Source organism: Cohnella thailandensis (assembly GCF_014212135.1).
Classification (GTDB): domain Bacteria; phylum Bacillota; class Bacilli; order Paenibacillales; family Paenibacillaceae; genus Cohnella; species Cohnella thailandensis.
The window spans coordinates 272,331-295,548 of sequence record NZ_JACJVQ010000008.1 but is presented as its reverse complement, the minus strand read 5'-3'; the positions used below and the strand labels follow the sequence as shown (position 1 = coordinate 295,548).

The 23,218-nt window shown below is 58.0% G+C and carries 23 protein-coding genes; 13 read left to right on the top strand and 10 right to left on the bottom strand.

What is annotated here, in order from left to right; translation table 11 throughout:
- Positions 1–7 precede the first annotated feature (7 nt).
- Positions 8–1,318, bottom strand: coding sequence for a GHKL domain-containing protein (locus H7B67_RS12735; RefSeq protein WP_185120197.1), 1,311 nt, complete (start codon positions 1,316–1,318; stop codon positions 8–10).
- Positions 1,319–1,468: 150 nt separating this feature from the next.
- On the opposite strand from H7B67_RS12735, the gene H7B67_RS12730 reads away from it, so the two are divergent.
- Together H7B67_RS12730 and H7B67_RS12725 are read left to right on the top strand one after the other, a co-directional pair.
- A complete protein-coding gene (locus H7B67_RS12730; RefSeq protein WP_185120196.1) occupies positions 1,469–2,659 on the top strand; it encodes a MalY/PatB family protein in 1,191 nt (396 codons plus the stop codon).
- Positions 2,660–2,672: 13 nt separating this feature from the next.
- A complete protein-coding gene (locus tag H7B67_RS12725) occupies positions 2,673–3,023 on the top strand; it encodes a cupin domain-containing protein (protein ID WP_185120195.1) in 351 nt (116 codons plus the stop codon).
- A 59-nt stretch (positions 3,024–3,082) separates the two neighbouring features.
- Here the strand turns inward: H7B67_RS12725 and H7B67_RS12720 are convergent, their stop codons facing one another.
- Together H7B67_RS12720 and guaD are read right to left on the bottom strand one after the other, a co-directional pair.
- Entirely contained in the window at positions 3,083–3,844 is a 762-nt protein-coding gene (locus H7B67_RS12720) for a hypothetical protein (protein WP_185120194.1), read from the bottom strand.
- A gap of 26 nt (positions 3,845–3,870) precedes the next feature.
- Entirely contained in the window at positions 3,871–5,238 is a 1,368-nt protein-coding gene (gene guaD / locus H7B67_RS12715) for a guanine deaminase (RefSeq protein ID WP_185120193.1), read from the bottom strand.
- A gap of 141 nt (positions 5,239–5,379) precedes the next feature.
- Here guaD and H7B67_RS12710 point away from each other — a divergent pair, with 141 nt between their 5' ends.
- On the top strand, positions 5,380–6,402 hold the full coding sequence (locus H7B67_RS12710; RefSeq protein WP_209649206.1) for a pectinesterase family protein: 1,023 nt from the start codon (positions 5,380–5,382) through the stop codon (positions 6,400–6,402).
- 17 nt (positions 6,403–6,419) lie between these two features.
- On the top strand, positions 6,420–6,977 hold the full coding sequence (locus H7B67_RS12705) for a GNAT family N-acetyltransferase (protein WP_185120192.1): 558 nt from the start codon (positions 6,420–6,422) through the stop codon (positions 6,975–6,977).
- A gap of 4 nt (positions 6,978–6,981) precedes the next feature.
- Here H7B67_RS12705 and chrA read toward each other — a convergent pair whose 3' ends face one another.
- Both chrA and chrB read right to left on the bottom strand, forming a co-directional pair.
- Positions 6,982–7,521, bottom strand: a complete 540-nt coding sequence (gene chrA / locus H7B67_RS12700) for a chromate efflux transporter ChrA (RefSeq protein WP_185120191.1) — start codon at positions 7,519–7,521, stop codon at positions 6,982–6,984.
- A gap of 5 nt (positions 7,522–7,526) precedes the next feature.
- Positions 7,527–8,126 (bottom strand): chromate efflux transporter ChrB, encoded by a 600-nt coding sequence (gene chrB / locus H7B67_RS12695; protein WP_245363835.1) that lies wholly within the window; start codon positions 8,124–8,126, stop codon positions 7,527–7,529.
- A gap of 347 nt (positions 8,127–8,473) precedes the next feature.
- Here chrB and H7B67_RS12690 point away from each other — a divergent pair, with 347 nt between their 5' ends.
- The 3 genes from H7B67_RS12690 to H7B67_RS12680 are packed head-to-tail and all read left to right on the top strand — an operon-like array spanning position 8,474 to position 12,073.
- Positions 8,474–9,202, top strand: coding sequence for a hypothetical protein (locus H7B67_RS12690; protein ID WP_185120190.1), 729 nt, complete (start codon positions 8,474–8,476; stop codon positions 9,200–9,202).
- Between the two features lie 13 nt (positions 9,203–9,215).
- On the top strand, positions 9,216–10,901 hold the full coding sequence (locus tag H7B67_RS12685) for a vWA domain-containing protein (protein WP_185120189.1): 1,686 nt from the start codon (positions 9,216–9,218) through the stop codon (positions 10,899–10,901).
- Positions 10,902–10,933: 32 nt separating this feature from the next.
- Positions 10,934–12,073, top strand: a complete 1,140-nt coding sequence (locus tag H7B67_RS12680; RefSeq protein ID WP_185120188.1) for a toxic anion resistance protein — start codon at positions 10,934–10,936, stop codon at positions 12,071–12,073.
- A 174-nt stretch (positions 12,074–12,247) separates the two neighbouring features.
- Here H7B67_RS12680 and H7B67_RS30655 read toward each other — a convergent pair whose 3' ends face one another.
- Positions 12,248–13,537 (bottom strand): alpha/beta fold hydrolase, encoded by a 1,290-nt coding sequence (locus H7B67_RS30655; RefSeq protein ID WP_221468753.1) that lies wholly within the window; start codon positions 13,535–13,537, stop codon positions 12,248–12,250.
- Positions 13,538–13,557: 20 nt separating this feature from the next.
- Positions 13,558–14,112 carry a PadR family transcriptional regulator gene (locus H7B67_RS12670; RefSeq protein ID WP_185120187.1) on the bottom strand — a complete coding sequence of 185 codons (555 nt, stop codon included), beginning with the start codon at positions 14,110–14,112 and terminating at the stop codon, positions 13,558–13,560.
- 167 nt (positions 14,113–14,279) lie between these two features.
- On the opposite strand from H7B67_RS12670, the gene H7B67_RS12665 reads away from it, so the two are divergent.
- Complete coding sequence (locus tag H7B67_RS12665; protein ID WP_185120186.1) at positions 14,280–15,113, top strand: sugar phosphate isomerase/epimerase family protein; 834 nt, start codon at positions 14,280–14,282, stop codon at positions 15,111–15,113.
- 46 nt (positions 15,114–15,159) lie between these two features.
- On the opposite strand, the gene H7B67_RS12660 is transcribed toward H7B67_RS12665, so the two are convergent.
- The gene (locus H7B67_RS12660) at positions 15,160–16,182 is read right to left on the bottom strand and encodes a zinc-binding alcohol dehydrogenase family protein (protein WP_185120185.1); all 1,023 of its coding nucleotides are present in this window, start codon (positions 16,180–16,182) and stop codon (positions 15,160–15,162) included.
- Positions 16,183–16,313: 131 nt separating this feature from the next.
- On the opposite strand from H7B67_RS12660, the gene H7B67_RS12655 reads away from it, so the two are divergent.
- Positions 16,314–16,706 (top strand): winged helix-turn-helix transcriptional regulator, encoded by a 393-nt coding sequence (locus tag H7B67_RS12655; RefSeq protein ID WP_185120184.1) that lies wholly within the window; start codon positions 16,314–16,316, stop codon positions 16,704–16,706.
- Positions 16,707–16,897: 191 nt separating this feature from the next.
- On the opposite strand, the gene H7B67_RS12650 is transcribed toward H7B67_RS12655, so the two are convergent.
- On the bottom strand, positions 16,898–17,668 hold the full coding sequence (locus tag H7B67_RS12650) for a response regulator transcription factor (protein WP_185120183.1): 771 nt from the start codon (positions 17,666–17,668) through the stop codon (positions 16,898–16,900).
- A gap of 4 nt (positions 17,669–17,672) precedes the next feature.
- Positions 17,673–19,481 (bottom strand): sensor histidine kinase, encoded by a 1,809-nt coding sequence (locus tag H7B67_RS12645; protein WP_185120182.1) that lies wholly within the window; start codon positions 19,479–19,481, stop codon positions 17,673–17,675.
- Between the two features lie 189 nt (positions 19,482–19,670).
- On the opposite strand from H7B67_RS12645, the gene H7B67_RS12640 reads away from it, so the two are divergent.
- From H7B67_RS12640 to H7B67_RS12625, 4 genes are read left to right on the top strand one after another with little or no spacing between them, the layout of a single operon-like run.
- A complete protein-coding gene (locus H7B67_RS12640) occupies positions 19,671–20,543 on the top strand; it encodes a carbohydrate ABC transporter permease (RefSeq protein ID WP_185120181.1) in 873 nt (290 codons plus the stop codon).
- Positions 20,540–21,361: a carbohydrate ABC transporter permease gene (locus H7B67_RS12635; protein ID WP_245363837.1), complete on the top strand. Its 822-nt coding sequence runs from the start codon at positions 20,540–20,542 to the stop codon at positions 21,359–21,361. Before H7B67_RS12640 ends, H7B67_RS12635 begins: the two co-directional genes overlap by 4 nt.
- Positions 21,362–21,374: 13 nt before the next feature.
- Positions 21,375–22,148 carry an SDR family NAD(P)-dependent oxidoreductase gene (locus tag H7B67_RS12630; protein WP_185120180.1) on the top strand — a complete coding sequence of 258 codons (774 nt, stop codon included), beginning with the start codon at positions 21,375–21,377 and terminating at the stop codon, positions 22,146–22,148.
- 31 nt (positions 22,149–22,179) lie between these two features.
- Positions 22,180–23,076, top strand: coding sequence for a fumarylacetoacetate hydrolase family protein (locus H7B67_RS12625; RefSeq protein WP_185120179.1), 897 nt, complete (start codon positions 22,180–22,182; stop codon positions 23,074–23,076).
- Positions 23,077–23,218: the final 142 nt, after the last annotated feature.

Sequence of the window (23,218 nt, the reverse complement as noted above, 5' to 3'; positions counted from 1 at the left end):
GGTTTTTTTATATCGTAATTTGGATTTCGACCTTCTCCTCCTCGTAACGGAAACGGATCTCGCCCCGGTAGTTATCGACCGTGTTCCGAATGATCGTCATGCCGTGGCCTCTTGCCTCGTTCTCGTTGGGTTTGGTCGTATAGCCCTGTCGGAAGAGAAGCTTTTGCGCTTGGGGAGACAACGTTGCCGGGTTCTCTACGGTGAAGACGTATTTCGATCCGCCGTTTCGGCAGACGACCCGTATCCGCCGCGGATGTTCGCCTTCGTAGGATTCGACGGCTTCAATCGCGTTATCGAGGAGATTGGCGAACAGCTTAACCAAATCCATGGAGCTCACCCGGTCGAACTCGTCCGGATCCGTTTCGATCTGGAGCTCGATATTTTTGGCGTTGGCCAGCTCCCATTTGCTTTGAAGCAGCACCATCAGGACGGGATTCTTGACGCGCACGGACAAGTCCAAGGTTCGGGATTCGACGGACAGCTGGTTCAAATACTCGTTGGCCCGGTCATATTTTCTCATTCGCAACAGCCCGTTCAGAACCTGAAGATGATTCAACAGATCGTGCCGGCTCGTTTTGATGGAGCTCATGATCTTGCCCATCTCCGATATGTACGTCATTTCCGATTCGCGCAGGTCGAGCTTTAACCTCGTTCGGTACCATTTGCGCAGGACAAAGATCAAGGTTAGAAGCACAAGGACGAACAGGATATCGAGGGCGAAAATAATCCGGTTGCTATCGATGGCTTCCCGGCCGATCGATTCGATGTCGCTGGCGTCGATATCGATGCCGATGGCGCCCATGAGCTCCCCGGAGGAGTCGTAAAGAGGGACTCCGACGGAGAAATAAACGCCGTGGCTGGGGTCCCGGATGACATTCGTATAATAAACTTCCCCCCGCTTGGCTTGGTTTACTTGTTCGGGAGGGACCGTGCAGGGAACGAGCATGAAGGCGCCGTCGATCCCCGGAGGGGACGCGGCCACCATCGTTTTGGCGACGTCCGTCTCGTCCAACAGCAGCGTATAGACGTAAAGGGCGTCGATCCGCTTGCGGTATTCCTCAAGGTAACTCTTGATGCTGTCGCTGTTGCCGTCGTCCTTTTTCTCGGCCAAGACCTTCGCGTAGGTGTCTCTGTTCAGTCCTGCGGCAATATTCTCCGCAATGGCGATGTATTGCTTGGCGAGCGTAACCTGGGATACCTTGTCCGTGGAAAAGTAGGACAACAACACTTTAAAGAAGGTAAGCAGGCATACGGCAAGGATGGAAACCAGGATAAAAAACGCGATTTTTTTCTTATGGCGATCGCCTAATATTTTCATAAACGGAGTCCTCTTTGATGGGGATAGCGGGCCAAACCCCATTTTAACAAGGGAATGGAACGGAGGGAATAGCCGCGGCCTCTGTCCCTGACTTTCAATTGCTGTTATCCTAATAGTAAACCGACGAGACCGCTCGAGGGGGAATAGGACATGAAATACGATTTTGACGAGATCGTCAATAGAAGGGGAACCTACTCCGTCAAATGGGACGGAGGAGAATTTCTCAAGAAGCACGGCATGACGGAACGATACGACGAGGAGACGATTCCTCTGTTCACGGCGGACATGGACCTGCCGGTTCCGCAGCCCGTCGTCGATGCGCTGCACCGTACGGTCGACCACCGCATCTACGGCTATTCGGTCGTGCCGGACGAATACTATGAAGCGATCCAAGGCTGGTTCAAGCGCCGGCACGATTGGGATATTCGCAGGGAAGAAATCGTGTACTGTCCGGGAACGGTGCATGCGATCTTCGCGGCGGTGCGAACGTTCACGGAGCCCGGAGACGGCGTCATCATCCAACGGCCGGTGTATCCACCGTTCACGATGGCGATCGAGAAGAACGGAAGAACGGTCGTGAACAACGCTTTGAAGCAGGGCGAGGACGGCCGCTATGAGATCGACTTCGACGATTTCGAAGCGAAAGCCAAGGAACCGTCGACGACGATGTTCATCCTGTGCAACCCGCATAATCCGACGGGCCGAATCTTCCGTCCGGAGGAGCTGAAGCGGCTTGCGGACATCTGCCGCGCGAACGGCGTCCTGATCGTCGCGGACGAGATTCACGGCGATCTCATTCGCCGGAACGAGACGTTCGTTCCGATCGCGAAGGTCGCCGAGGCCGGAACGCCTATCGTCACTTGCACGGCGGTCAACAAGACGTTTAATCTCGCGGGGCTCCACTGCACGAACCTGGTCATTTCCGATCCGGAACTGCGCGAGAAGTTCACGCAAGCGCTCGGCCACGCGCCGGCGACTCCGTTCGCCTATTCGGCTCTGATCGCCGCCTATAATGAAGGGGAGGAGTGGCTCGATCAGCTTAAGGAATACCTGGACGGAACGTTCGAATTCGCTTTGGCATTCCTTCGAGAGCGGATGCCCAAGGTGAAGGCGGTCATGCCGGAAGGCACGTACGTGCTGTGGATGGATTTTAGCGGCTACGGCCTTTCCGCGGAGGAGGTTCGAGACCGGGTCTATCATCGCGCGAACGTTCTTCTGCAAGAAGGAAAACAGTTCGGCGAGGAAGGCGCGGGATTCTTGAGGATGTGCATTCCTTCTCCCCGCCCTCTTATTAAAGAGGCGCTGGAGCGGATCGCGAGAGAGTTCGAGGACATTCGGTGAGGGGATCGCAGCCATGAAAATCAGCAAAGCAACCGCCGAGCATTACAACTGGGGAGACCTCTGCGATGGTTGGCATCTCGTGAAAGGCGCGGATCTCAGCGTCATCCATGAGCGGATGCCTCCGCATACGTCCGAGGTCCGGCACTGCCACGGGAAATCGCGGCAGTTCTTCTTCGTCCTATCCGGCGCAGCCGTCATGGAGAGGGGTGGAGAAGAGATCGAGCTCGGCCCGCAGGAAGGGATCGAGATCGCCCCCGGCGTCCCGCACCGGATGTTCAACAAGTCGGACGGGGAGCTCGAGTTTCTCGTCATCTCCCAGCCGAACAGCCGCGGGGATCGGGTGGCCGCGGAGCATAAAGAATAAAGAAAATCCGGGTTTTCAGGAGACGGCTCCTGTCAGCCCGGATTTCTGTTTTCAACTCTCTACGGTTCTACCTGTTCCGTACTCTGCAGAACCATAACGCGCTTTGCCTCGTCATACCGGAAACGGTATTCGTTAACCGTATCGTCTCCGGCTCCCCAGCCTCCCCATACCGTCAGTTCATCTTCGTTAAATTCGGGCGGTCGGCCGGGCATTTGCGAGAGATTGGTTAGAACTCGGCTCTCTTCCATCTCGAAAGGCACGGGGAACGCTTCCCCCTTGCTGACGCCGAACAGGTACGTCTCCAGTCCGTGGCAATCGGTATATCTCGGAACGTACACGTAGAGGTCTGTCTCTCCAACAGATAGGCTCTTCATCGCAACGGGAGTCTCGTCCGGCTGAATGATAAAGAAATCGCTTGGAAAAGCCAAAACGGTACTCTTTACTCCGCTATCCGCCGGCTCCCATACCGCTTCGTAAGCTCCTTCCCAATCCAGATAGGTCTCAAGACCATAGCAGCTTGGCGCTCCGAGAGGGGCGACGGTTGCCGTCGTGACGGGCCGAACGAGCAATCGTCCGTCCGGATGCTCCCCGATGGCCCGGACCGAGTCGTCTTCTTCAGGAACTTGTGCCGCTTCTATTGTCTTAACGGAAGGCGAGGGATCAACATTCGCAGTCGACGAAGATTCCGGTCCGGAGCTTGCGGGAGTTTTATCGTCTCTCTGACCGCAGGCAGCAAGAAGCAAGCTGAAGATGAATAGAAGAAGCAGCCTGCCAACAAGTCTTAAGGGAACTCTTGCTTTGACCGCGATCCATGCATCCAAGACTCCCACTCCCAACGAATAATCTCTTAACCGCGCTTATGAACCAATTCCCCCTGAACCCACACTTCGCGGATATGCTCGGGCCGGACGAGGTACATGATCTTCTGGAAAATGTCCTCCAAAGGCTCGTTCGCGTCATATAGGGGAAGCCTGGCTGCTGCCAGAGAGGTGTCGATGATCTGCGCGTCCCAAGCGTAGCCTTCCGCGAGGCGGCCGATCGGCAGGCTCAAGCTCTCGCCCCCGCCGGCCGTCGCCAGGTAGAAGGCTTCGTTGATCGTCAGGCGCGAGTTCGGCACGCCGCGCTCCGCGGCGGGAAGCTCGCCGTTCACGCCGTCCTCCAGCATCCGCGAGGAGATGACGGCTTGCCTGGCGTTATCGTACAGGCTCGGCGAGAAGCCGCCGGAGATGTCGGAGCCGAGGCCGATCTCGACGCCCTTGTCCAGCCAGCGGGCGATCGGGATGACGCTGTTCGCGAAGTAGGCGTTCGAGATCGGGCAATGGCTCACGGCCGTCCCCGTCTTGGCGAAGAGAGAGGCGTCGTCCTCGTCGAGGAAGTTGCAGTGGGCCATGACGGACTTCTCGGTCAGGAGGCCGAAGTCGTTCAACGCGAACGCGTCGTGCTTGCCGAAGCGGTCCCGAACGTAGCCGTGCGCCCAATCGCTCTCGCTGCAGTGCGACTGGATATGCGTATCGTGCCTCGCGGCCAGCTCCCCGAGCCCCTTCAGCGCTTCGTCCGTGCAGCTCGGGATGAACCGCGGCGTAACGACCGGGTAAACCCCTTGCTTGGTCGATTCCGCCAGCTTTTTGACCCTTACAATGAACTCCTCCGTGTCCTTGAGCGCCGTATTCGTATCCGCATCGCGGTAATACTCGGGATTCTGCTCCGGATCGTCCATGACGACCTTGCCGACGAGCCCGCGCTGTCCCTTGGAAGCGCAAATCTCGGCGAGCAGGACGCTGGCTTCCTTGTGGACGGTCGCGAAGTACAGGGCCGTCGTCGTCCCGTTGGCCAGCAGCGTGTCCACGACGTCTTCGTATACGTTCCGGGCGAACGCAAGATCCGAGAACTTGGCCTCCAAAGGGAAGGTGTACGTATTCAGCCAATCGTAGAGAGGAATGTCCAGAGCGGTTCCGGATTGCGCCCATTGCGGAGCGTGAACGTGCAGATCGACGAACCCGGGCAGCAGGTATTGGCCTTCGTTCAGTCTCTTGAAGCGGGAGGTCTCGCGATGGGCATCCGCAACCGTTACATAATCGGATGCTTCCGGAGCGACGATTCTCTCGATGACGCCTTTCCCATTTATGCAGAACAGATGATCTTTAAGAACCTCGATTTCCTTCGGAGTCCGGCTCGTGAAGGCCGTCCCTTGAACCACTAGCGCATATTCTTTCATTCGTCTCGCCTCTAGCGTAAGATTTTCTGCCATATCGCTATTATAGCCCGTATTGCATTCGGTCGGAAGGCTTGTTAGACTGAGACACAATTGGAAGCGTGCTCATTTGGAATATCATCTAAGGGCAAGGGGAGAGAAAGCATGACCGGGGCCAAACGAATCGTCGTGGCGAAGGATGGAAGCGGGGACTTTGTAACGATACAGGAGGCTGTCGACTCGATTACGCAGGCAAGCGAGGAGCGCGTCGACATCGTCGTGAAGGAAGGCGAGTACCGCGAGAAGCTGGTCGTCGATCGGCCGAACGTCACTCTGACCGGGGCGGGAGCGGACAAGACGTTCATCCGCTGGGATGATCACGCGAGGAAAACGTTCCCGGACGGAGAACTCTATCATACGTTCAACTCCTATACGGCTCTAATCGGCGGAGACGGGGTTGCCTGCGAAGGGATTACCTTCGCGAACGACGCCGGGCCGGGAGAACGGGTCGGACAAGCGATCGCCGCTTACGTGGACGGCGACCGGGCGACGTTCCGGCGCTGCCGCTTCCTCGGCTGGCAGGACACGCTCTTCACGGGGCCGCTGCCTCCCAATCCGCTCGACCGGTCGACGTTCGGCGGACCGAGAGAGGGGAAGCCGCTTCGGCCTTCGAGGCAGTACTACGAGGATTGCTATATCGAAGGGGATGTCGATTTTATCTTCGGCTCGGCGACGGCCGTGTTTTATCGCTGCGAGATTCGCTCCAAGGGCGGGGAGAACCCTTCGAAGGAAGCGGGCGAGCGGACGTACGGATGGATAACGGCGGCTTCGACGCCTGCCGATTCGGCGTACGGGTACGTCTTCCTCGAGTGCCGGCTGACCGGAGAGACTCCTCCCGGCACGGTCTACCTTGGCAGGCCGTGGCGCGAGCGCGCGAGGATCGCGTTCATTCGCTGCGAGCTCGGCGAGCACATCCACCCGGCCGGGTGGGAGGACTGGAGCGGACGAGGGGAAGCGGGCGGCGTCGTTTTCTCGGAATATGCTAATAAAGGGCCAGGCGCCGCATCGGTGAACGGGCGCGTTAGCTGGAGCTCGGCGTTGACGAAGGAGTCGGCGGAGACTCTCTCTCCCTCCCTCGTACTGGCCGGCTCCGACGGATGGAACCCTTTATGGAATGTAGCCGATTAAGAGAGGAGAGATCGGACATGACTTTTGAGCTTAGAACGGCCCGATTGCGGCTGCGCACGCTGGACAAATCGCACGCGGAGCAGGTACGGGATTATTTTGCGCGGAACAGGGACTTCCTGGAACCCTGGGAGGCGCGAAGGAGCGAAGAGTATTACACGGTCAAAACGCACAAGAAGCTCCTCGCCGCCGACCGCGAGAGCGAGGAGCTTGGACAGATGTTCAAGGTTTGGATCTTCAAGTCTGAAGAGCCGCAGCGCGTGATCGGTTCGATCTCCCTAAGCAACATCGTGCGCGGAGCGTTCCTGTCCTGCCACCTCGGCTACCGGCTCGATCATGAAGAAGTCAACAAGGGTTACATGACGGAAGCGCTTCGGGAAGTGATCCGCTACGCGTTCGAGGGACTGAAGCTGCATCGGATCGAAGCGAACATCATGCCGCGCAACGCCGCCTCCCTGGCCGTCGTGGAGAAGCTGGGCTTTTACCAGGAAGGACTGGCGAGGAAGTACCTGTACATCAACGGAGCGTGGGAGGACCACATCCATATGGTTCTTCGAAACGAGGCGATGGAGGGATAAACGGCTAAACCACGTGTGACAAAACAAGCCCCCCATAGATGAACGCCGCGCACACGACAAAAGCCGGATGGATCTTCCTGCGCTCCATCGCCCAGTACGCGACGGCCGCGATGCCGATCGTGTGCCAGATCCCCGACGATCCGATCGAGGAATCGGCCATCTGCCAAGTGAGCAGCAGCATCATGACCGCGATGACCGGCTGGACGAGCAGCGACATCCCTTTTACGACGGGGGATTGCCGATGCTTGTGCAGCAGCTTGAGCAGAACGATCAGCGCGATCGCGGAAGGAACGATAGTCGCGGCGAGCGCGAGCAGCATGCCCGGCCAGCTCCACACGTCGAAGCCGACGAACGCCGCGATCTTGGTCGCGATCGGTCCGGGCAGCGAGTTGCCTAGCGCCAGAATGTTGGAGAAATCCTCATTGTTCAGCCATTTGTAATGGTTCACGATCTCGTTGTACATAAGCGGAATGGAGGCAGGGCCGCCGCCATAGCCGAGGACGTTCGCGATAAAAAAACCGACGATCAAGTTCCACCAATCCATCTCGTTCAGCCTCCGCTGGTTTCTTTAGGTTGTTTGCGTTCCCGCAGCTTGCGGACGATCTTGAAATGAAAGGCGCCGTAAGCCAGGAACAGGGCGATGACGATCGCGTCGTGAACGTCGAGCAGCTGCAGCAGCGCGAACGCCGCGACGAACAGGACGATGCCTAGCTTCGCGCCGAGCCCCTTGATCGCCTTCTCCCCGAACTCGTAAGCCATGACGCCGAGCATCACCGCGACGACCGGAATGACGCCCGCGATCATTCCTTGCACGATCTGCGAGCCGCTTAAATATTGCACGACCGACATGAGCGCGATCATCGCGAGAGCCGAAGGCAGAATGTGCGAGAGCACCGCCACCGTCGCGCCAAGCGTTCCCCTTTTGCGGTAACCGAGATAGGCGGCCATCTTCGTGGCGATCGGCCCGGGCAGGGCGTTCGCCAGCGCAAGAATCTCGCCGAATTCGTCGTTGTCGATCCAATTGTACGTTTTAACCGCCTCGTGACGGATCAGAGGAATAACCGACGGCCCGCCGCCGAAGCCCAGCACGCCCGTTTTGAACATGGCCCAGAACAACTGCCCGTAATCCCCGTATTTGCTGCTACCCATAGCCGACCTCATTCCTTTTCTGACACTATTCAACCCTTTATTTTATCAATAATAGCCTTGATCCCCTTCGATTTATAGTCCGTAACGGTTTTTTTGCTTGCGTGCCTCCGAGGACTCCCCCGACCTGTGCCCGATCACAAAACGCCGCGGCCAAGCCCGAAATTGCAACCCTCAATCTTCCTCCAACGTATCCATTCATAAGAATCCACCGTTATCCATTTTGTACATAAACACCCTAGCTAATCTATAAAATAATACATCAACAAATTAATGGAATTTTAATAGGATTATGGTGGAAAAAGTCGAATAAATACGAGAGGAAATCTTGCATTTGGAGGGGAGACGCCATGAAAATCATCAAGCTGGCCGGACTCGCGATCGGCGTGGCGGTGCTGAACGTCGTCATCTTCTCTCCCGGATTCGTGGGCTTGGAATTAGGCGGAAGCGCCCTCTCGGCGGCCGTCGGGGTCACTTTGCTGTTGGCGAGCGCATTGGTTCTCGTGACGGGAGGCTATGTCTGGCTGCTTAAGCCGCCTGCGGTCCTTCCTCCCAAGCAGCTCATCGATCCCGAGGATTACGAGGAGGCGCTGTCCCGTTATCGAAGGGTGAAGGTTCTGGAGGACGATATCCGTCTGGGCCAAGAGCAAATCGAACGGATGCAGAAGAAGACGGATACTTTGCGGAACGTGCTGGCGCAGAGGTTCGACCCGGGGGAGCTGAGCTTCAAGAAGTTCGCCTCCGTCGCGGGAGAGGTCGAGAAGGTGTTCTACCTGAACGTCCGGAGCATTCTGAACCGGCTCAGCGCGTTCGACGAATCGGAGCTTAAGAGAATTCAGAATCCGAAGCAGGCCCGTTTCTCGCCGGAGCTGCTGCAGGAGAAGACGAACGTGTACAACGACTATCTCGGCTTCGTTAAGAGCTCCTTGGATACGAACGAGGAGATTCTTCTGAAGCTCGATAAGCTGCTGCTGGAGATCTCCAGGCTGGACAGCTTCGAGGCGGGAGATATCGAGCAGATGGCCTGCATGCAGGAGATCGATACTCTCATCAAGCAGACTAAATTTTATAAGCAGTAAGGGGGCAGAGAGGTTGAACAAAGGCAAGCTAATCTTCTTATCCGTTATCTTATTGGTTGTCGTGTTCGGTCTTGTGTACGTAGGGGTGAACGTAACCTCCAACTGGGGGAAAAGCGAGAAGCAGGTCTCGGCGGAGGACGCGGGCAAGCGGTTAAGCCGGCTTTACTCGGAGCTCTCGGTGAAGACGGAAGCGCCGGTCAAGGGACAGATCGACCTGGATCCGGCGGATATCGGAGAGTCGCTCCCGGACATCTCCAAGTTCCCGATCACGGTGGAGAATACGACTCCGAATTACGTCGAGATTTTCTCCTCTACGGAGAAGGGCGGCTCCGGGGTCGACGGATGGCTGACAGAGGTCGCGGCCGAATTCAACAAGGAGCAGCCGGAGGTGAACGGCAGCAAGGTATCCGTGAAGCTGCGGAACATCGCTTCCGGCACGGCGGCGGACTATATCAAGTCCGGCAAGTACGTTCCCGACGCGTTCACTCCGTCCAACGAGCTGTGGGGACAGATGGTCGAGGCCGGCGGAGTCAAGACCGAGCTGGTCGCCAAGCGGCTGGCGGGCAACGTTCCCGGAATCGTCATCTCGAAGGCGAAGTACGACGCGATCATCGAGAAGTACGGGGCGGTGAACGTGAAGACGGTTACCGACGCGATCGCGAACAATGAGCTCGCCATGGGTTATACCGATCCGTTCGCCAGCTCCACGGGATTGAATTTTCTCGTAACGGCCTTGGATACGTTCGACAGCTCCGACATTCTGGGCGAGAAGGCGGTCCAAGGGTTCGAGAAGTTCCAGGCGAACGTGCCGTTCATCGCTTCGACGACGATTCAGATGCGCGATGCCGCCAAGTCCGGAAGCCTCGACGCCTTCGTGCTTGAATACCAGACGTTCGTCAACGCGGCGGACCTGAAGAACGGCTACGTGTTCACTCCGTTCGGGGTTCGTCATGACAGTCCGCTGTACGCTCTGGGCGAGCTGCCGCAAGAGAAGAAGGACATTATCAAGAAGTTCGCGGAATTCGTGGCGCAAGAGAAGTACCAGAAGCTCGCCAAGGAGAAAGGGTTCAACGAGCTGGAGGATTACCAATCGGAGCTGGCTCCCGTGGAAGGCGGCCTGATCGCTTCCGCCCAGCAGATCTGGAAGGAGAAAAAGAACGGCAACAAGTCCATCGCGGCGGTGTTCGTTACCGACGTGTCCGGCAGCATGGCGGGCGAGCCGCTTAACCGTCTTAAGGAATCGCTGATCAAGGGCCAGAAGTATCTCGGCAAGGATAACAGCATCGGCCTTGTCTCTTACTCGGACGACGTGGCCATCAACCTGCCGATCGCCAAGTACGACACGAACCAGCAGTCGATGTTCGTCGGAGCGGTGAACAGCCTGCAGGCGGGCGGAGGAACGGCAACCTTCGACGGCATCGTGGTCGCGCTCAAGATGCTTCAGGATGAGCTGGCCGTGCATCAGGACGTCAAGCCCATCATCTTCGTCCTGAGCGACGGCGAGACGAATCAGGGCTATTCGCTCGACGACATCAAGAGTCTCATCGAGACGTACAAGATTCCGATCTACACCATCGGCTACAACGCGAACATCAAAGCGCTGCAGAGCATCTCCAGCATCAACGAAGCGGCGAGCATCAACGCGGACACGGACGATGTCGTGTACAAGATAGGCAACCTGTTCAACGTTCAAGTATAGATGAGGCGAACCATTCGGAGGAGGAGATGCCCATGGCATTCACGATGGAAGTGTCAAGCCCGGAGGAGATTAAGGCGGTAATCGAGCAGGAGGTGAAGCCGGTTCCGGAGGAGGTTGCGAAGCTGAAGGAGACGGCGGACGCCAACGTCGCCGCCATCATGGCGATCGATCTGGATTCGTTGGAGACGAGGAAAGACATCCTACAGTCGATCGACTCGTTCGGCCTGAACACGATGAAGTCCTCTTCGAACAAGAACGCGCTGCTGCAAGTCACGGTCGGCAACCTGTCCAAGTCGGGGGACGAAGGCGGCCAGGTCGCGAAGGGGCTCGCGGAGCTGCACACGCAGCTGAAGGATCTGGATCCGAGCGCGATCGATTTCGCGAAGCGAGGTTTTCTCGGCAAGCTGTTCAATCCGCTGCGGGCCTACTTCCTCAAGTTCGAGAAAGCGGACTCGGTCATCGCCGACATCGTCGTCTCTCTCGACAAGGGGAAGACGACGCTGAAGAACGACAACACGACGCTCGAGCTGGAGCAGCAGGCGATTCGGGAGCTGACGAAGAAGCTGCAGAAGGAAATCCAGCTCGGCACGATGATGGACGAATCGATCGAGGCCCAGGTGGACGCCGCCCGTACGCGCGGGGAGGATCCGGAGAAGATTCGCTTCATTACCGAAGAGGTGCTGTTTCCGCTGCGCCAGAGGGTGATGGATCTGCAGCAGATGCTGGTGGTGAACCAACAGGGCATCATGGCGATCGAAGTCGTCATGCGCAACAACAAGGAGCTCATCCGCGGGGTGGATCGCGCCAAGACCGTCACCGTATCCGCGCTGAAGATCTCGGTTACGGTAGCGAGCGCGCTGTACAATCAGCGGATCGTGCTGAAGAAGATCGAGCTGCTCAATCAGACAACGAACGAGCTGATCGCCGGCACGTCGAGAATGCTGAAGGATCAAGGCGCGGCGATCCACAAGCAGGCTCTCGAGACGAGCATCTCGGTCGATACGCTGAAGCAGGCGTTCACCGACGTGCTCGACGCGCTGGAATCGATCAGCACCTACAAGCACGAAGCGCTGCCGAAGATGCGTGACACGATCAACCAATTCCGCGAGCTGGCCGATACCGGAGAAAAGCAGATCCAGCGGTTGGAGAAGGGGCATCAGTTGAGCTTGTAAAGGAAGTTGAAACAGGAGGCCTCGCGGCCTCCTGTTTGTATTCGGAGCAAGAGTTGCTCAGATGAGTCGTGGTGACTCAACTTCGTCTCTGTTCGGTGCATGGAGTTCTCCAGATGAGTCGTGGCTACTCAATTAGCTGCCAATCGAGCACAGTTCTTACGGTTACGTCGTGACTCAAGCTTCAAGCGAGAGCGCGTCCAGCCAAGGACGGAGGAGGGGGAGGACGTTCGCCGCCTGCATGGCCGAAGTATGGTCGAGTCCGTCCAGGACTCGTACGTCCCAACCGTGGGCTTTGAGCTCTTCGCGGTGCCGGACGAGCGGACCGACGATGTCCACGGTCACTTCCCCCCAGCCTGCGCCGTATTCAATTCGGTCGACGGAGCCGGTAAAACAAAGTCGAGGGCAGCGGATACGTTCTTGGACGGTCCGGTCGTCGAAGGCTTGAAGCTGCTCGTAGAGAGTGACGAATTGCTCCGTTTGTGCGGTATTCATTGGCAACTCCACGGTCGACCAATCGTAATCGTCCCAACTGAAGGCTTGCGGCTGCTCGGAGTCTGGCGTAGGGGAGACGTTAATGGTAGCATCCGGCTTTTGAGCGCTATCGCGCCTCTCCCACCCGCTCAGGTTTGCATCGCTATCGCGCTTCACCCCTTCGCTCAGGTACTTCGCATCGCTGTCGTACCTCTCCCACCCGCTCAGGTTTGCATCGCTATCGCGCTTCACCCCTTCGCTCAGGTACTTCGCATCGCTGTCGTACCTCTCCCACTCGCTCAGGTTTGCTGCGCTATCGCGCTTCTCCCCTTCGCTCAGGTTCGCGGGGGCAGGAGACGCCGGGCCGTTCCAGCCGGATTGGAGTTCATTGTCAGCAACCGCGCTGCTTGCCGACTCTTGGATTGTAGCCACGCTTTTGGCAAGACTGCTTGCCGTCGCTTGCCTTGTCGCCTCGCTTTTCGTCGCGTGACCGTTTGCCATATCGTCACTATCGGTTTTGCCGCCTGCCATCGATTTCGCCATCTCGTTCGCGGCCAAAGTCACGGCGAGCATCTCCTTGTACGGTCCCCCGATAGGAGGGTAGCCTCCCATGACGAGCGCCGAAAGGCGGTCGGTTCGGATGGCAAGCTGCAATCCGGACAGGGCAAGCCATGAATAGCCGTAATAGGCGAACCGTTCGGCTCCAGCGGCATCGGCGATGGCTAGAAAGTCGGCGGCGATATGGTCCGGCGTCAAGGTACCGGGCTTGGGATGCAGCTGAACGTGTCCTTCGTAATCGAAGGCGATGACGCGATAGCGGTCGCGAAGGCCGTCGATCAGATTCCGTCCCAGCGCGGGGTCGGCTCCCCAGCGGCGCATCTCTTCCGCTTGTTGGCCTTCGATCGGCGCAGGGTTGACCGGCAACAAAATAGCGGGGCCGTCCCCTTGGATCTCCAGGGCGATTAGACTTCCATCATGCAGAGCGACTTCCATTCGATACGATGCCTCCTTTTCTACTTCTCATCGATAAAAAGATAGCTGCCCGAACGAAGAGCCAGAAGCAAAGACTCCGTCGACGACACCGCATATTCGAAGTAGCCGACCCACAAGCCGACGAGCTCCGGGTGCTTGGAAGGATCGGCGGGGATGGGCTGCGTCGGCAACGTCCGAAGGAACGTCACGGTCGAATGCAGGGAATCGAGGCGTTCTTCCAGAAGCTCGATAACCCGGGCGCGGGGGAGCAGCTCCATGAAGGCGATTCCCGCGGCCACCATCTGAAAGTCGTTGTTCTTCAGCGCTGCTTCGAGCAAGCGGATGAATTCCTGCTTGCCTTCCCCGGTAATGGCGTATTCCGTACGGGCGGGTCCCAGCTTGGTCGAGTCACCCGAATCCGTCGGCTCGATCATTCCTTGGGCGGCCAGCTTCTCGAGCGCGTGATAGATCGAGCCCGGTTTCACGCTCGTCCACGTATCCGCTCTCCACGAGGTCAAATCTTGATGGACGCCATAGCCGTGGGTAATGCCCCGACGAGCGATCGAGCCTAAGACAAGCAGTCGAACAGCCGACATGAGGAAAAACTCCTTTGCGAAAGTCGTTTTCGGAATCTAAGTGGAATCTCAGTATACGCTAGGAAAATCATCTAGTCAAATTTGAATAGATGGGCGATGACTAAAGTTGATCCGTCCTGTGTTCCCTTGTACACTAAACGGAGAAGGATAAGGGAGGAGCGCGCAAGATGAGACTGGGAACCTCGCTTTTTCGAAGCTATGACGATCCGGCAAGCTGGGCAAGCGATATGAAGCGTCTGGGATTCCGGGCGTCCGTCTGTCCGATCGGCAAGGACGCGGACGATGCCTTGATCGAGGCTTATCGCCGGGAATCCGAACGTCACGATGTGCTAATCGGCGAAGTAGGGGCTTGGAGCAATCCGATCAGCCCGGACGACGCCGTTCGCAAGGCAGCGTTGGAGCACTGCAAGGAGCGGCTCGCGTTAGCGGAACGGGTCGGAGCGAGATGCTGCGTCAACATCGCCGGATCGAGGGGCGAGCAGTGGGACGGGCCGCATCCGGACAATTTCTCGGATGATACGTTCGCGCTCGTCGTGGACACCGTCAGGGAGATCATCGATGCCGTAAAGCCGCGGCAAACCTTCTATACGCTGGAGACGATGCCGTGGGTGTTCCCCGATTCGGCGGACTGCTATATGAAGCTGATTCGGGCGATCGACCGCAGCGCCTTTGCCGTGCATCTCGATCCCGTGAACATGATCAGCAGCCCGCGGGTTTTCTACCGCAACGGGGATATGATTCGCGACTTTTTTTCCAAGCTCGGGCCCTATATCAAGAATTGCCATGCAAAGGACATCAAGCTCGCCGGACGGCTGACCGTCCACCTTGACGAAGCGATCCCGGGGCAAGGAGCGTTGGATTATCGGACTTTCCTGACGGAGCTACATAAGCTTGATCCCGACACTCCGCTCATTATCGAGCATCTTACGAAAGAAGAGGAGTACATGCAGGGCGCAAGCTTCATTCGCCGGACGGCGGAGAGCTTAACTATTCCGTTATAAGCAAATGACACCCCGGATCCGATTTGTCGGAGGCCGGGGTGTTCTTTTAGTTGGAGATAACGATTTTGCCGATCGTGCGTCCCGTTTCGATAAGGGCGTGGGCTTCCTTCAGCGTGGCTGCGTTGATCGGGGAGAGGCGCTTCGTTACCGTCGTGCGCAGCCCGCCTGCGTCGACGAGATTCGCGACCTCGTTCAGCAGACGATGCTGCTCGATCATGTCCGGCGTGCCGAACCGGGAGCGGGTGAACATGAACTCCCAAGAGAAAGTGGCGCTTTTGTCCTTGAGGAGAGTCAGGTTGAGCGGTTCGGGCGTCTCCACGATCGAGCAGATTCGACCTTGAGGAGCGATCGCCTCGGCCATCTGGGCCCAATGCAGCTCCGTGCTGTTCAGGCACAGGATGTAGTCGACGAATTCCAGCCCGAGCTGCTGTAACTGAGGAACGAGCGGCTCGTAATGGTTGATCGCATGGTCCGCGCCGAAATCTTTAACCCATTGCGCGGATTCCGGCCGGGAGGCGGTTCCGATGACCGTCAAGCCCGCCGCGGCGGCGAGCTGCGTCGCTATGGAGCCAACCCCTCCGGCGGCTCCGATGATCAAGAGGGAGCGGCCTTCATTGTCCGATGGATTGCGCGATATGCCCAAACGGTCGAACAGGCCCTCCCAAGCGGTGATCGAGGTAAGAGGCAGCGCGGCCGCTTCGGCGAAGTCCAGCGTGCTTGGCTTGCGGCCGACGATCCGTTCGTCCACCAGGTGGAACTCGCTGTTGCCGCCCGGACGGACGATGCTGCCCGCATAGTAGACTTCATCGCCGGGCTTGAACAAAGTAACCTCTTCGCCGACTTCTTCGACGATCCCCGCGACATCCCACCCGAGAACCCGGGGAGACTCTTCGGTTCGCGCCTTGGGAGAACGAATCTTCACGTCTACGGGATTGACGGAGATCGCTTGGACGCGAACGAGAAGGTCGCGGCCCCGGGCGGAAGGCTTCTCCAACTCGACGTCCATAAGGGCATCGGAATGGTCGATCGGCAAGTAACGCGTCAGTCCTACGGCTTTCATCATCGTCATGGGGAATCTCTCCTTAGGATTGGTTTCTCTTTCCTTGAGGCGATTATATGTGATAACATGAGGATACGTAAGTACGTACAATTAAGTGGTATACTATCAATTTATATAGTATGGAGAAGGAGGGGCTGTCGATGACCGAGGAGCGCAAGAGCAAATACAGCGGCTGCGAGAACGAGGCCGAAGGCTGTCCGGTGGAGTATACTCTCGAGATTATCGGGGGCAAATGGAAGGGTGTGCTGCTCTATCATTTGTTCGAGGGGACGAAGCGTTTCGGGGAATTGACCCGCCTCTGCTCGGGCATTACGCAACGGATGCTGACGCTGCAGCTGCGGGAGCTGGAGCAGGACGGGCTCGTTCACCGGGAGGTGTACCAGCAGGTACCGCCTAAGGTGGAGTATTCGCTTACGGAGTACGGAAGGACGCTGGAGCCGATCATCATGTCCATGAAAGTATGGGGAGAGCGCCACAAGCGCAAAAACCCGGACATGTACGCCGGCGAGAAGAGAAGCATGGAGACAGTCTAGGGTATCGATAAACAGGGATCGGGAAAAAGAGCAGGATACCCAGTGCACCACATCGGCGGAAAAGCGCGTGAGCGAGCGAAAGAGGTGCACCAGGTGCACTACATCGGCGGGAATGCGCGGGTGTGAGCGAAAGTGGTGCACCCCGTGCACCACATCATAAACGAAAAGAATGAGGGAGGCGGCCGCCTCCCTCATTCTTTGTTCCGGTATTCCCGGGGTGTCGCGCCCGTCACTTGCTTGAACAGGCGGCTGAAGTAGTACGGGTCCGGGTAGCCGACAAGCTCGCCGACGTCCTTGATCGAGACGTCCTTCTCGGTCTCGAGCAGGCGCTTCGCCTCGCGGATGCGCAGCGTGATCAGGTACTTGGAGGGCGGCTCGCCCGCGTGCTTGATGAAGATCTTCGTCAGGTAGGAGGGGTTGAAGTTGAACTGCCGGGAGATGTCCTCCAGGTTCAGCTCGCGCGCGAAGTTGTTCTGCAGGAACAGCTGAACCGACTCGACGATCTCGGCCGGCGTGTAATCGTGATTGTCCAGCTTCGCGGCCTTCTCCGGCTTGCGCTGCTCCCGGACCTGCCCCGCGCGGATCTTGATCCGCCCGAGCATAAGCTCCAGATCCTTGCTCTTGACCGGCTTCAGCAGGTAATCGACGACCCCGTGCTGCAGCGCCTGGCGAGCATATTCGAATTCGTTGTAACCGCTTACGATAACTTTGTGAATGTTGGGGTACTTCATATGAGCGTGCCGGATGACCTCGAGCCCATCCATCGCGGGCATGTGGATGTCGGTGATCAGAAGGTCGACGGTATGGTCCTCGAGAGCCCGAATCGCGCTTTTGCCGTCCGTGGCGGTGCCAACTACTTGAAACACGGGGTCTGCCGCTTGGATTTTCTTCACGAGATTGTTGAGAATCAGCTCTTCATCCTCGACGACGACCGTTCGAATGATCATGTCTTGCTGGGTCATTGGATTATCCTCCCGATCCCGATGGATAGGTTCCGCCAATCGTAACGATAGCGCCTCCGTCCGGAGCGTCCTCCATTCGGAAAGTCATGCGATTGCCGTACAGAAGCTTTAAGCGAATGTAGACGTTCAGCAGGCCCATGCCGCCGACCTGGAGGCTGGGCGTCTCCCCGGAGCGATCGATCTTCTCCGTCTGCTCGCGAAACCTCGCCAGATTCTCCCTGTCGAAGCCCGGACCGTTGTCCCGCACCTCCACGAACCAGAGCGTTCCTTCGCTATACGCGCGAACCGAGATCGACCAAGGCGGCTCCTCCTTCGTGCCGTACTTGGCGGCGTTCTCGACGAGCGGCTGGACGATCAGCTTCGGCACCTCCACCTTGCGGGCGGCCTCCTCGATCTCGAAGCCGAAGCTAAGCTTAGTCCCGTAACGGAAGCCGAAGCAGCTGAGGAAGTTCCGCGTCTGGTCCAGCTCCGTTCCCAGCTCCACGAGAGAGGTGTCGTCCGACGAGACGTACCGCATCAGATCGGACAGGCTCTCGATCATCTCGACGATCTCCCCGTTCATGCCTTCCTCCGCCATGACGCCGATCGTGGCGAGCGTGTTGTACAGGAAGTGCGGATTGATCTGCGATTGAAGCGCGACGAGCTTCGCCTGAAGTTCTTGACGTTGTGCGAGCATCAATTGTTCCATCGAATAATGCAATCGTTCCCCCATCTTGCCGAACGCGATCTGAAGCCGGTCGAGCTCGTTGATCCCGCTAGTTCTCGCAAGGGGCGCCGGCGCCGCCAGATTGTCCAGATCCGTCGACTTGATGGAACGGTGAAGCCTGGCGATCGGCTCGGTGATTTTCTTGGCCGCGAGGAACGTCAACAGGACGGCAAGCAGCAAAATGCCGACGCACAGAATGCTGAACATCTTGGTGAACGTACGAAGCGGCTCGAACAGCTCCTGCTCCGAACGGATTACCGCCGAGTTCCAGCCCGTGATGCTCGAATGCGCGACCTCGAACAGCTCCTGAGCCCCCGTGTCCGGATTCTCCATTCTCCCCCCACCGGAATGGGCGAGAAACTGCCGAACGTAAGCTTGATCCGACTCGGTAGCAGGTCCCGGAGGATAGATCAGATTCCCGTTGTCGTCGTACACGATCACCCGATCCTTCAGCGAGGAAGAGACCGATTTGAACAGGTTGGTGACCGACTGCTTGACCTCGACGATTCCTTCGGGCGAGTTGTAGCGATCCCGGAACAGCCGCAGCAAGGATACGGAGTACACATCCTCCCGCGTGGGAAGCACGTGGCGCAGCTGCTCGTCGACCTCGGGCTCCGTGATGATTTTGCCGATATCCGTGTCGAGAACCGCGGGGTACCAGCTCTTGTCCTCGAGATCGATCTTCATCCGCCGATTGTCGAAGCCCGACCCGAACCGATTGCCCTGAAAATCGTAAAGGTTGATCTGCTGGACCGGCAGGGCCGGACCGTTCATCGCGACCAGGATCTCGGCGAGGTCCTTGGCGGCCTGAAGGACGACCTGAGCTTCCTCGTTGGTCGCCGCCTCGCGTCCCGAGAAGTCGAGGAAACGCTCCTTCACCAGATTCGAGTAGAGAATCGTTTGTGAAACCGCATCCATTTTCTGATATTCCAAATCAAGCTTTTCCTTGACGGCGGTGGACGAAGCGGATATCGAGTCGGCCGCCTGCTTGCGCAGCGTGTCCGACGACCACCAGTAGAACAGCAGCAGCGAGATGGCGAGAATGAGCGCGATGATGCCGGAGAAAGTGACGAACAGTACGGAACGAATGGAATTCAGTCGAAACAAGGCTCGCCTCCGCCTCCTTTGCTCCCTATTTTGGCCGCGAGGGCCGCGCTTGTAAAGAGCCTAGGTAAAATAAATGCAAGTAGCAAGTCGGTTTTGTGCATGGAGGGCAGGGGGGCGCCAACTCTATAATGAAAGCGCAATCAATAAAAAGCAAGCGCATTCCGGAATCGGTTAGGAGTGAAAAAAATCATGCGAGCCAACAAGATCTATCCCTTCTACTTCTCGCTTGGAGCCATGCTGCTGTACGTCGTGCTGATGGTCATTCCCGGGGTGGCCGGCATCCTTTACTCCTTCACGGACTGGAACAGCTACAGCTCGGCGGTCCATTGGATCGGGGCGGACAACTTCAAGGAGATTTTCTCCGGCGACAACATGTACCTCGGCTTTATTAAGAATACGCTGATCTTCACGGTCGCGACGATCGTGCTGAAGACGGCGATCGGGTTTTTCCTGGCGCTGCTGCTTAACCGAGGATTGGCGCTCAAGAACGTGCACCGCGCTATTCTGTTCCTTCCGGCGGTCGTTCCGATGCTGATCGTCGGCTTGATATTCAAATCGGTGCTTCATCCGGACACGGGGCTGCTTAACGAGTTCCTCCGGACGATCGGCCTGGAGTCGCTGACGCGCCACTGGCTGACGGATCTGGATTGGGCGTTCAAGTCGATCATCGGGGTGGACGTGTGGAAAGGCGCGGGCTACATCATGGTCATCCTGCTCGCGGGCCTGCAGACGATTCCGAAGGATTACGACGAAGCCGCCGAGATCGACGGAGCCGGCTACTGGAGCCGCATCTGGCACATTACCGTTCCGCTGCTCGTTCCCGCCCTGATGATTACGGTCATTTTGAACCTGCTGTACGGCCTGAAGGTGTTCGACGCGGTCTACGTGTTGACCAACGGCGGGCCCGGCTACGCGACCGAGGTCATGTTCACCGGCGTGTTCAAGGAATTCTCGATGGGACGCTACGGAGTCGGTACGGCGCTGTCCACCACGCTGTTCCTGTTCATGACGATCGTCGGCTACTTCGTCGTCCGCTGGATGGGGAAGGAGGAGAACCATTGAGCAGAAAAAGCGCTTGGGCCGTCGTCAAAAACGCGTTCGTGTGGTGCATCAGCCTGGTGGTCGTGGCGCCTCTCGTTCTCATCGTCATCAATTCGCTGAAGGATGCCTCGCAGGCGAGCTCGATGGGAATGGACCTGCCGAAGGCTTTGCACTTCGATAACTTCTCCACCGTCATCGAGAAGGGCAAGCTGTACAATTCGCTCTGGAACAGCGTGCTGTATGCCGGAGCCTCTACGATTCTGTGCGTTGTCCTGGCGGCGATGGCCGCTTATGTCTACAGCCGCCGGCGCAGCAAGTGGAACAAGTTCAGCTACATGTTCATCCTGCTCGGCCTGGCGATGCCGCTGAACTACTTCACCCTGATGAAAACGATGCAGATGCTGCATCTCGTTAACAGCCAGCTCGGCATCATCATTCTCTACGCGGCCGTGCAAATTCCGTTCAGCGTCTTTATTCTCTACGGCTTCGTCGGCGGGGTGCCCAAGGAGCTGGACGAGGCGGGAACCATCGACGGCTGCGGTCCGAATCGGCTCTTTTTCAGCATTATTTTCCCGCTGCTTAAGCCTTCGATCGTCACCGTCTTCATCCTGGCCTTCCTCAATTCCTGGAACGAGTTCACGATGCCGCTCTACTTTCTGAACTCCGCTAGCCAATGGCCGATGACGCTGTCGGTGTACAACTTCTTCGGGCAATTCCAGATGAGCTGGAACCTCGTCAGCGCGGACATCGTCCTGACGAGCCTGCCGGTCGTCGTGCTGTATCTGATCGGCCAGCGTTTCATTATCGACGGCATGACCGCCGGATCCGTGAAAGGATAAGGAGGAACGACACATGAGACTATCGGGCAAAATCGCGTTCATATCGGGAGCCGGCTCCGGCATCGGGAGAGCGTCCGCGCTGCTATTCGCTCAAGAGGGAGCGACGGTCGTCATCGGCGATCGCAACGTCGAGGCCGGCGAGGCGGTCGCGGAGGAGATCCGGCAAGCGGGCGGCGAAGCGTTCTTCGTCGAGCTGGACGTCGGCGAGGAAAAGTCGGTCAAGGCCGCGGTCGGGACGGTGCTGGAGAGGTTCGGACGGATCGACGTGCTGTTCAACAACGCGGGCATCAGCGGCGTCGGGGCGATCCACGAGACCGAGCCGGACGAGTGGGACAAGGTCGTGCGCGTTAACCTGAGAGGTGTATACTTGCTGAATAGGTACGCGATCCCGTCCATGATGGAGCGGCGAAGCGGATCGATCATCAATATGTCCTCGTGCGCGGCGGAGATGGGCTTGTCCCGGAGGGCGGTCTATTCCGCGACGAAGGGAGCCGTCCTGGCGCTGACGAAGGCGATGCAGGTCGATTACGCCTCGTACGGGATTCGAGTGAATGCTTTGCTGCCGGGGACGATCCTGACCCCGTTCGTCGAGGGGTACCTGAAGAGCTCGTACAGCGATCCGGAGGAGGCGTTCGGCTCGATTAAGAAGCGGCAGCTGAGCGAGGAGCTCGGCCGTCCCGAGGACGTGGCGAAGGCCGCCTTGTTCCTGGCGTCGGACGAATCGAGCTTCGTGATGGGTTCCCCTCTGTATGTGGATGGCGGCGTTGTTTTCGGCAAGAATGCGTAACGGAGATTAGGCGGACAAGGAGAGATAGGAAATGAAACTATTGCAATATAAGCACGGGGAAGAGGTACGGCTAGCGGTTCGGACGGCAAAAGGAATCGCGAGCGTAGAGGCGATGTCGGAAGTGGCGGGTTTGGAGGCGGGCTCGGTCCCGACGACGATGCGCGAGGCGCTGGATGGCGGAGCGGCAGCGCTGGCGGCGTTGCGGAAGCTGGTTGGAGAGACGGAAGGGCGCGCGGAGACGCTTGACGAAGCTTCGCTCGTTTATGCGCCGTGCGTCTCAGACCCGCAGAAGATCATCTGCGTCGGCCTGAACTACCGCAAGCACGCGGAGGAGACGAACGCCCCGATTCCGGAGTATCCGATCCTGTTCAACAAGTTCGCGAACGCTTTGGCGGCCGAAGGGGAGGACGTTCCTCTTCCGGTTGCCGTGACGGATAAGGTGGATTACGAGGCCGAGCTCGCGATCGTCATCGGCAAGAGAGCGAAGAACGTCTCCCGCGAGGAGGCGCTCGATTACGTGTTCGGCTACTGCAACGCGAACGACCTGTCCGCGCGCGACCTGCAAATGCGCACCGCGCAGTGGATGCTGGGGAAGACGTGCGACGGCTTCGCGCCGATCGGCCCGTTCGTGGCGACGGCGGACGAGATCCCGAACCCGAACGCGCTGGCGATCTCCTGCACGGTGAACGGGGAAGTTCGCCAGAGCTCCTCGACGTCCGATATGATTTTCCCCTGCGACGAAGTGATCAGCTACATCTCCCGCCACATGACGCTGGAGCCGGGAGACTTGATTCTGACGGGAACGCCGGAGGGAGTCGTGCTCGGGTATCCGCCGGAGAAGCAGGTTTACCTGAAGGACGGGGACACGGTGACGATCGAGATCGAAGGGCTCGGCAAGCTGACGAACGTGATGCGGGCGGATGGGTAGGGCAATCTCTAAGGAGGGGGGGCACGGCTCCCCTCTCAAGAGTAAAGAAAGTGCAAAAAGGAAGCCGGATATATGCATTTTTACTTAAATATCTTTATTTTACAATGTAAGCGTATTAACAATGACCAAAAGGGGATTGCAT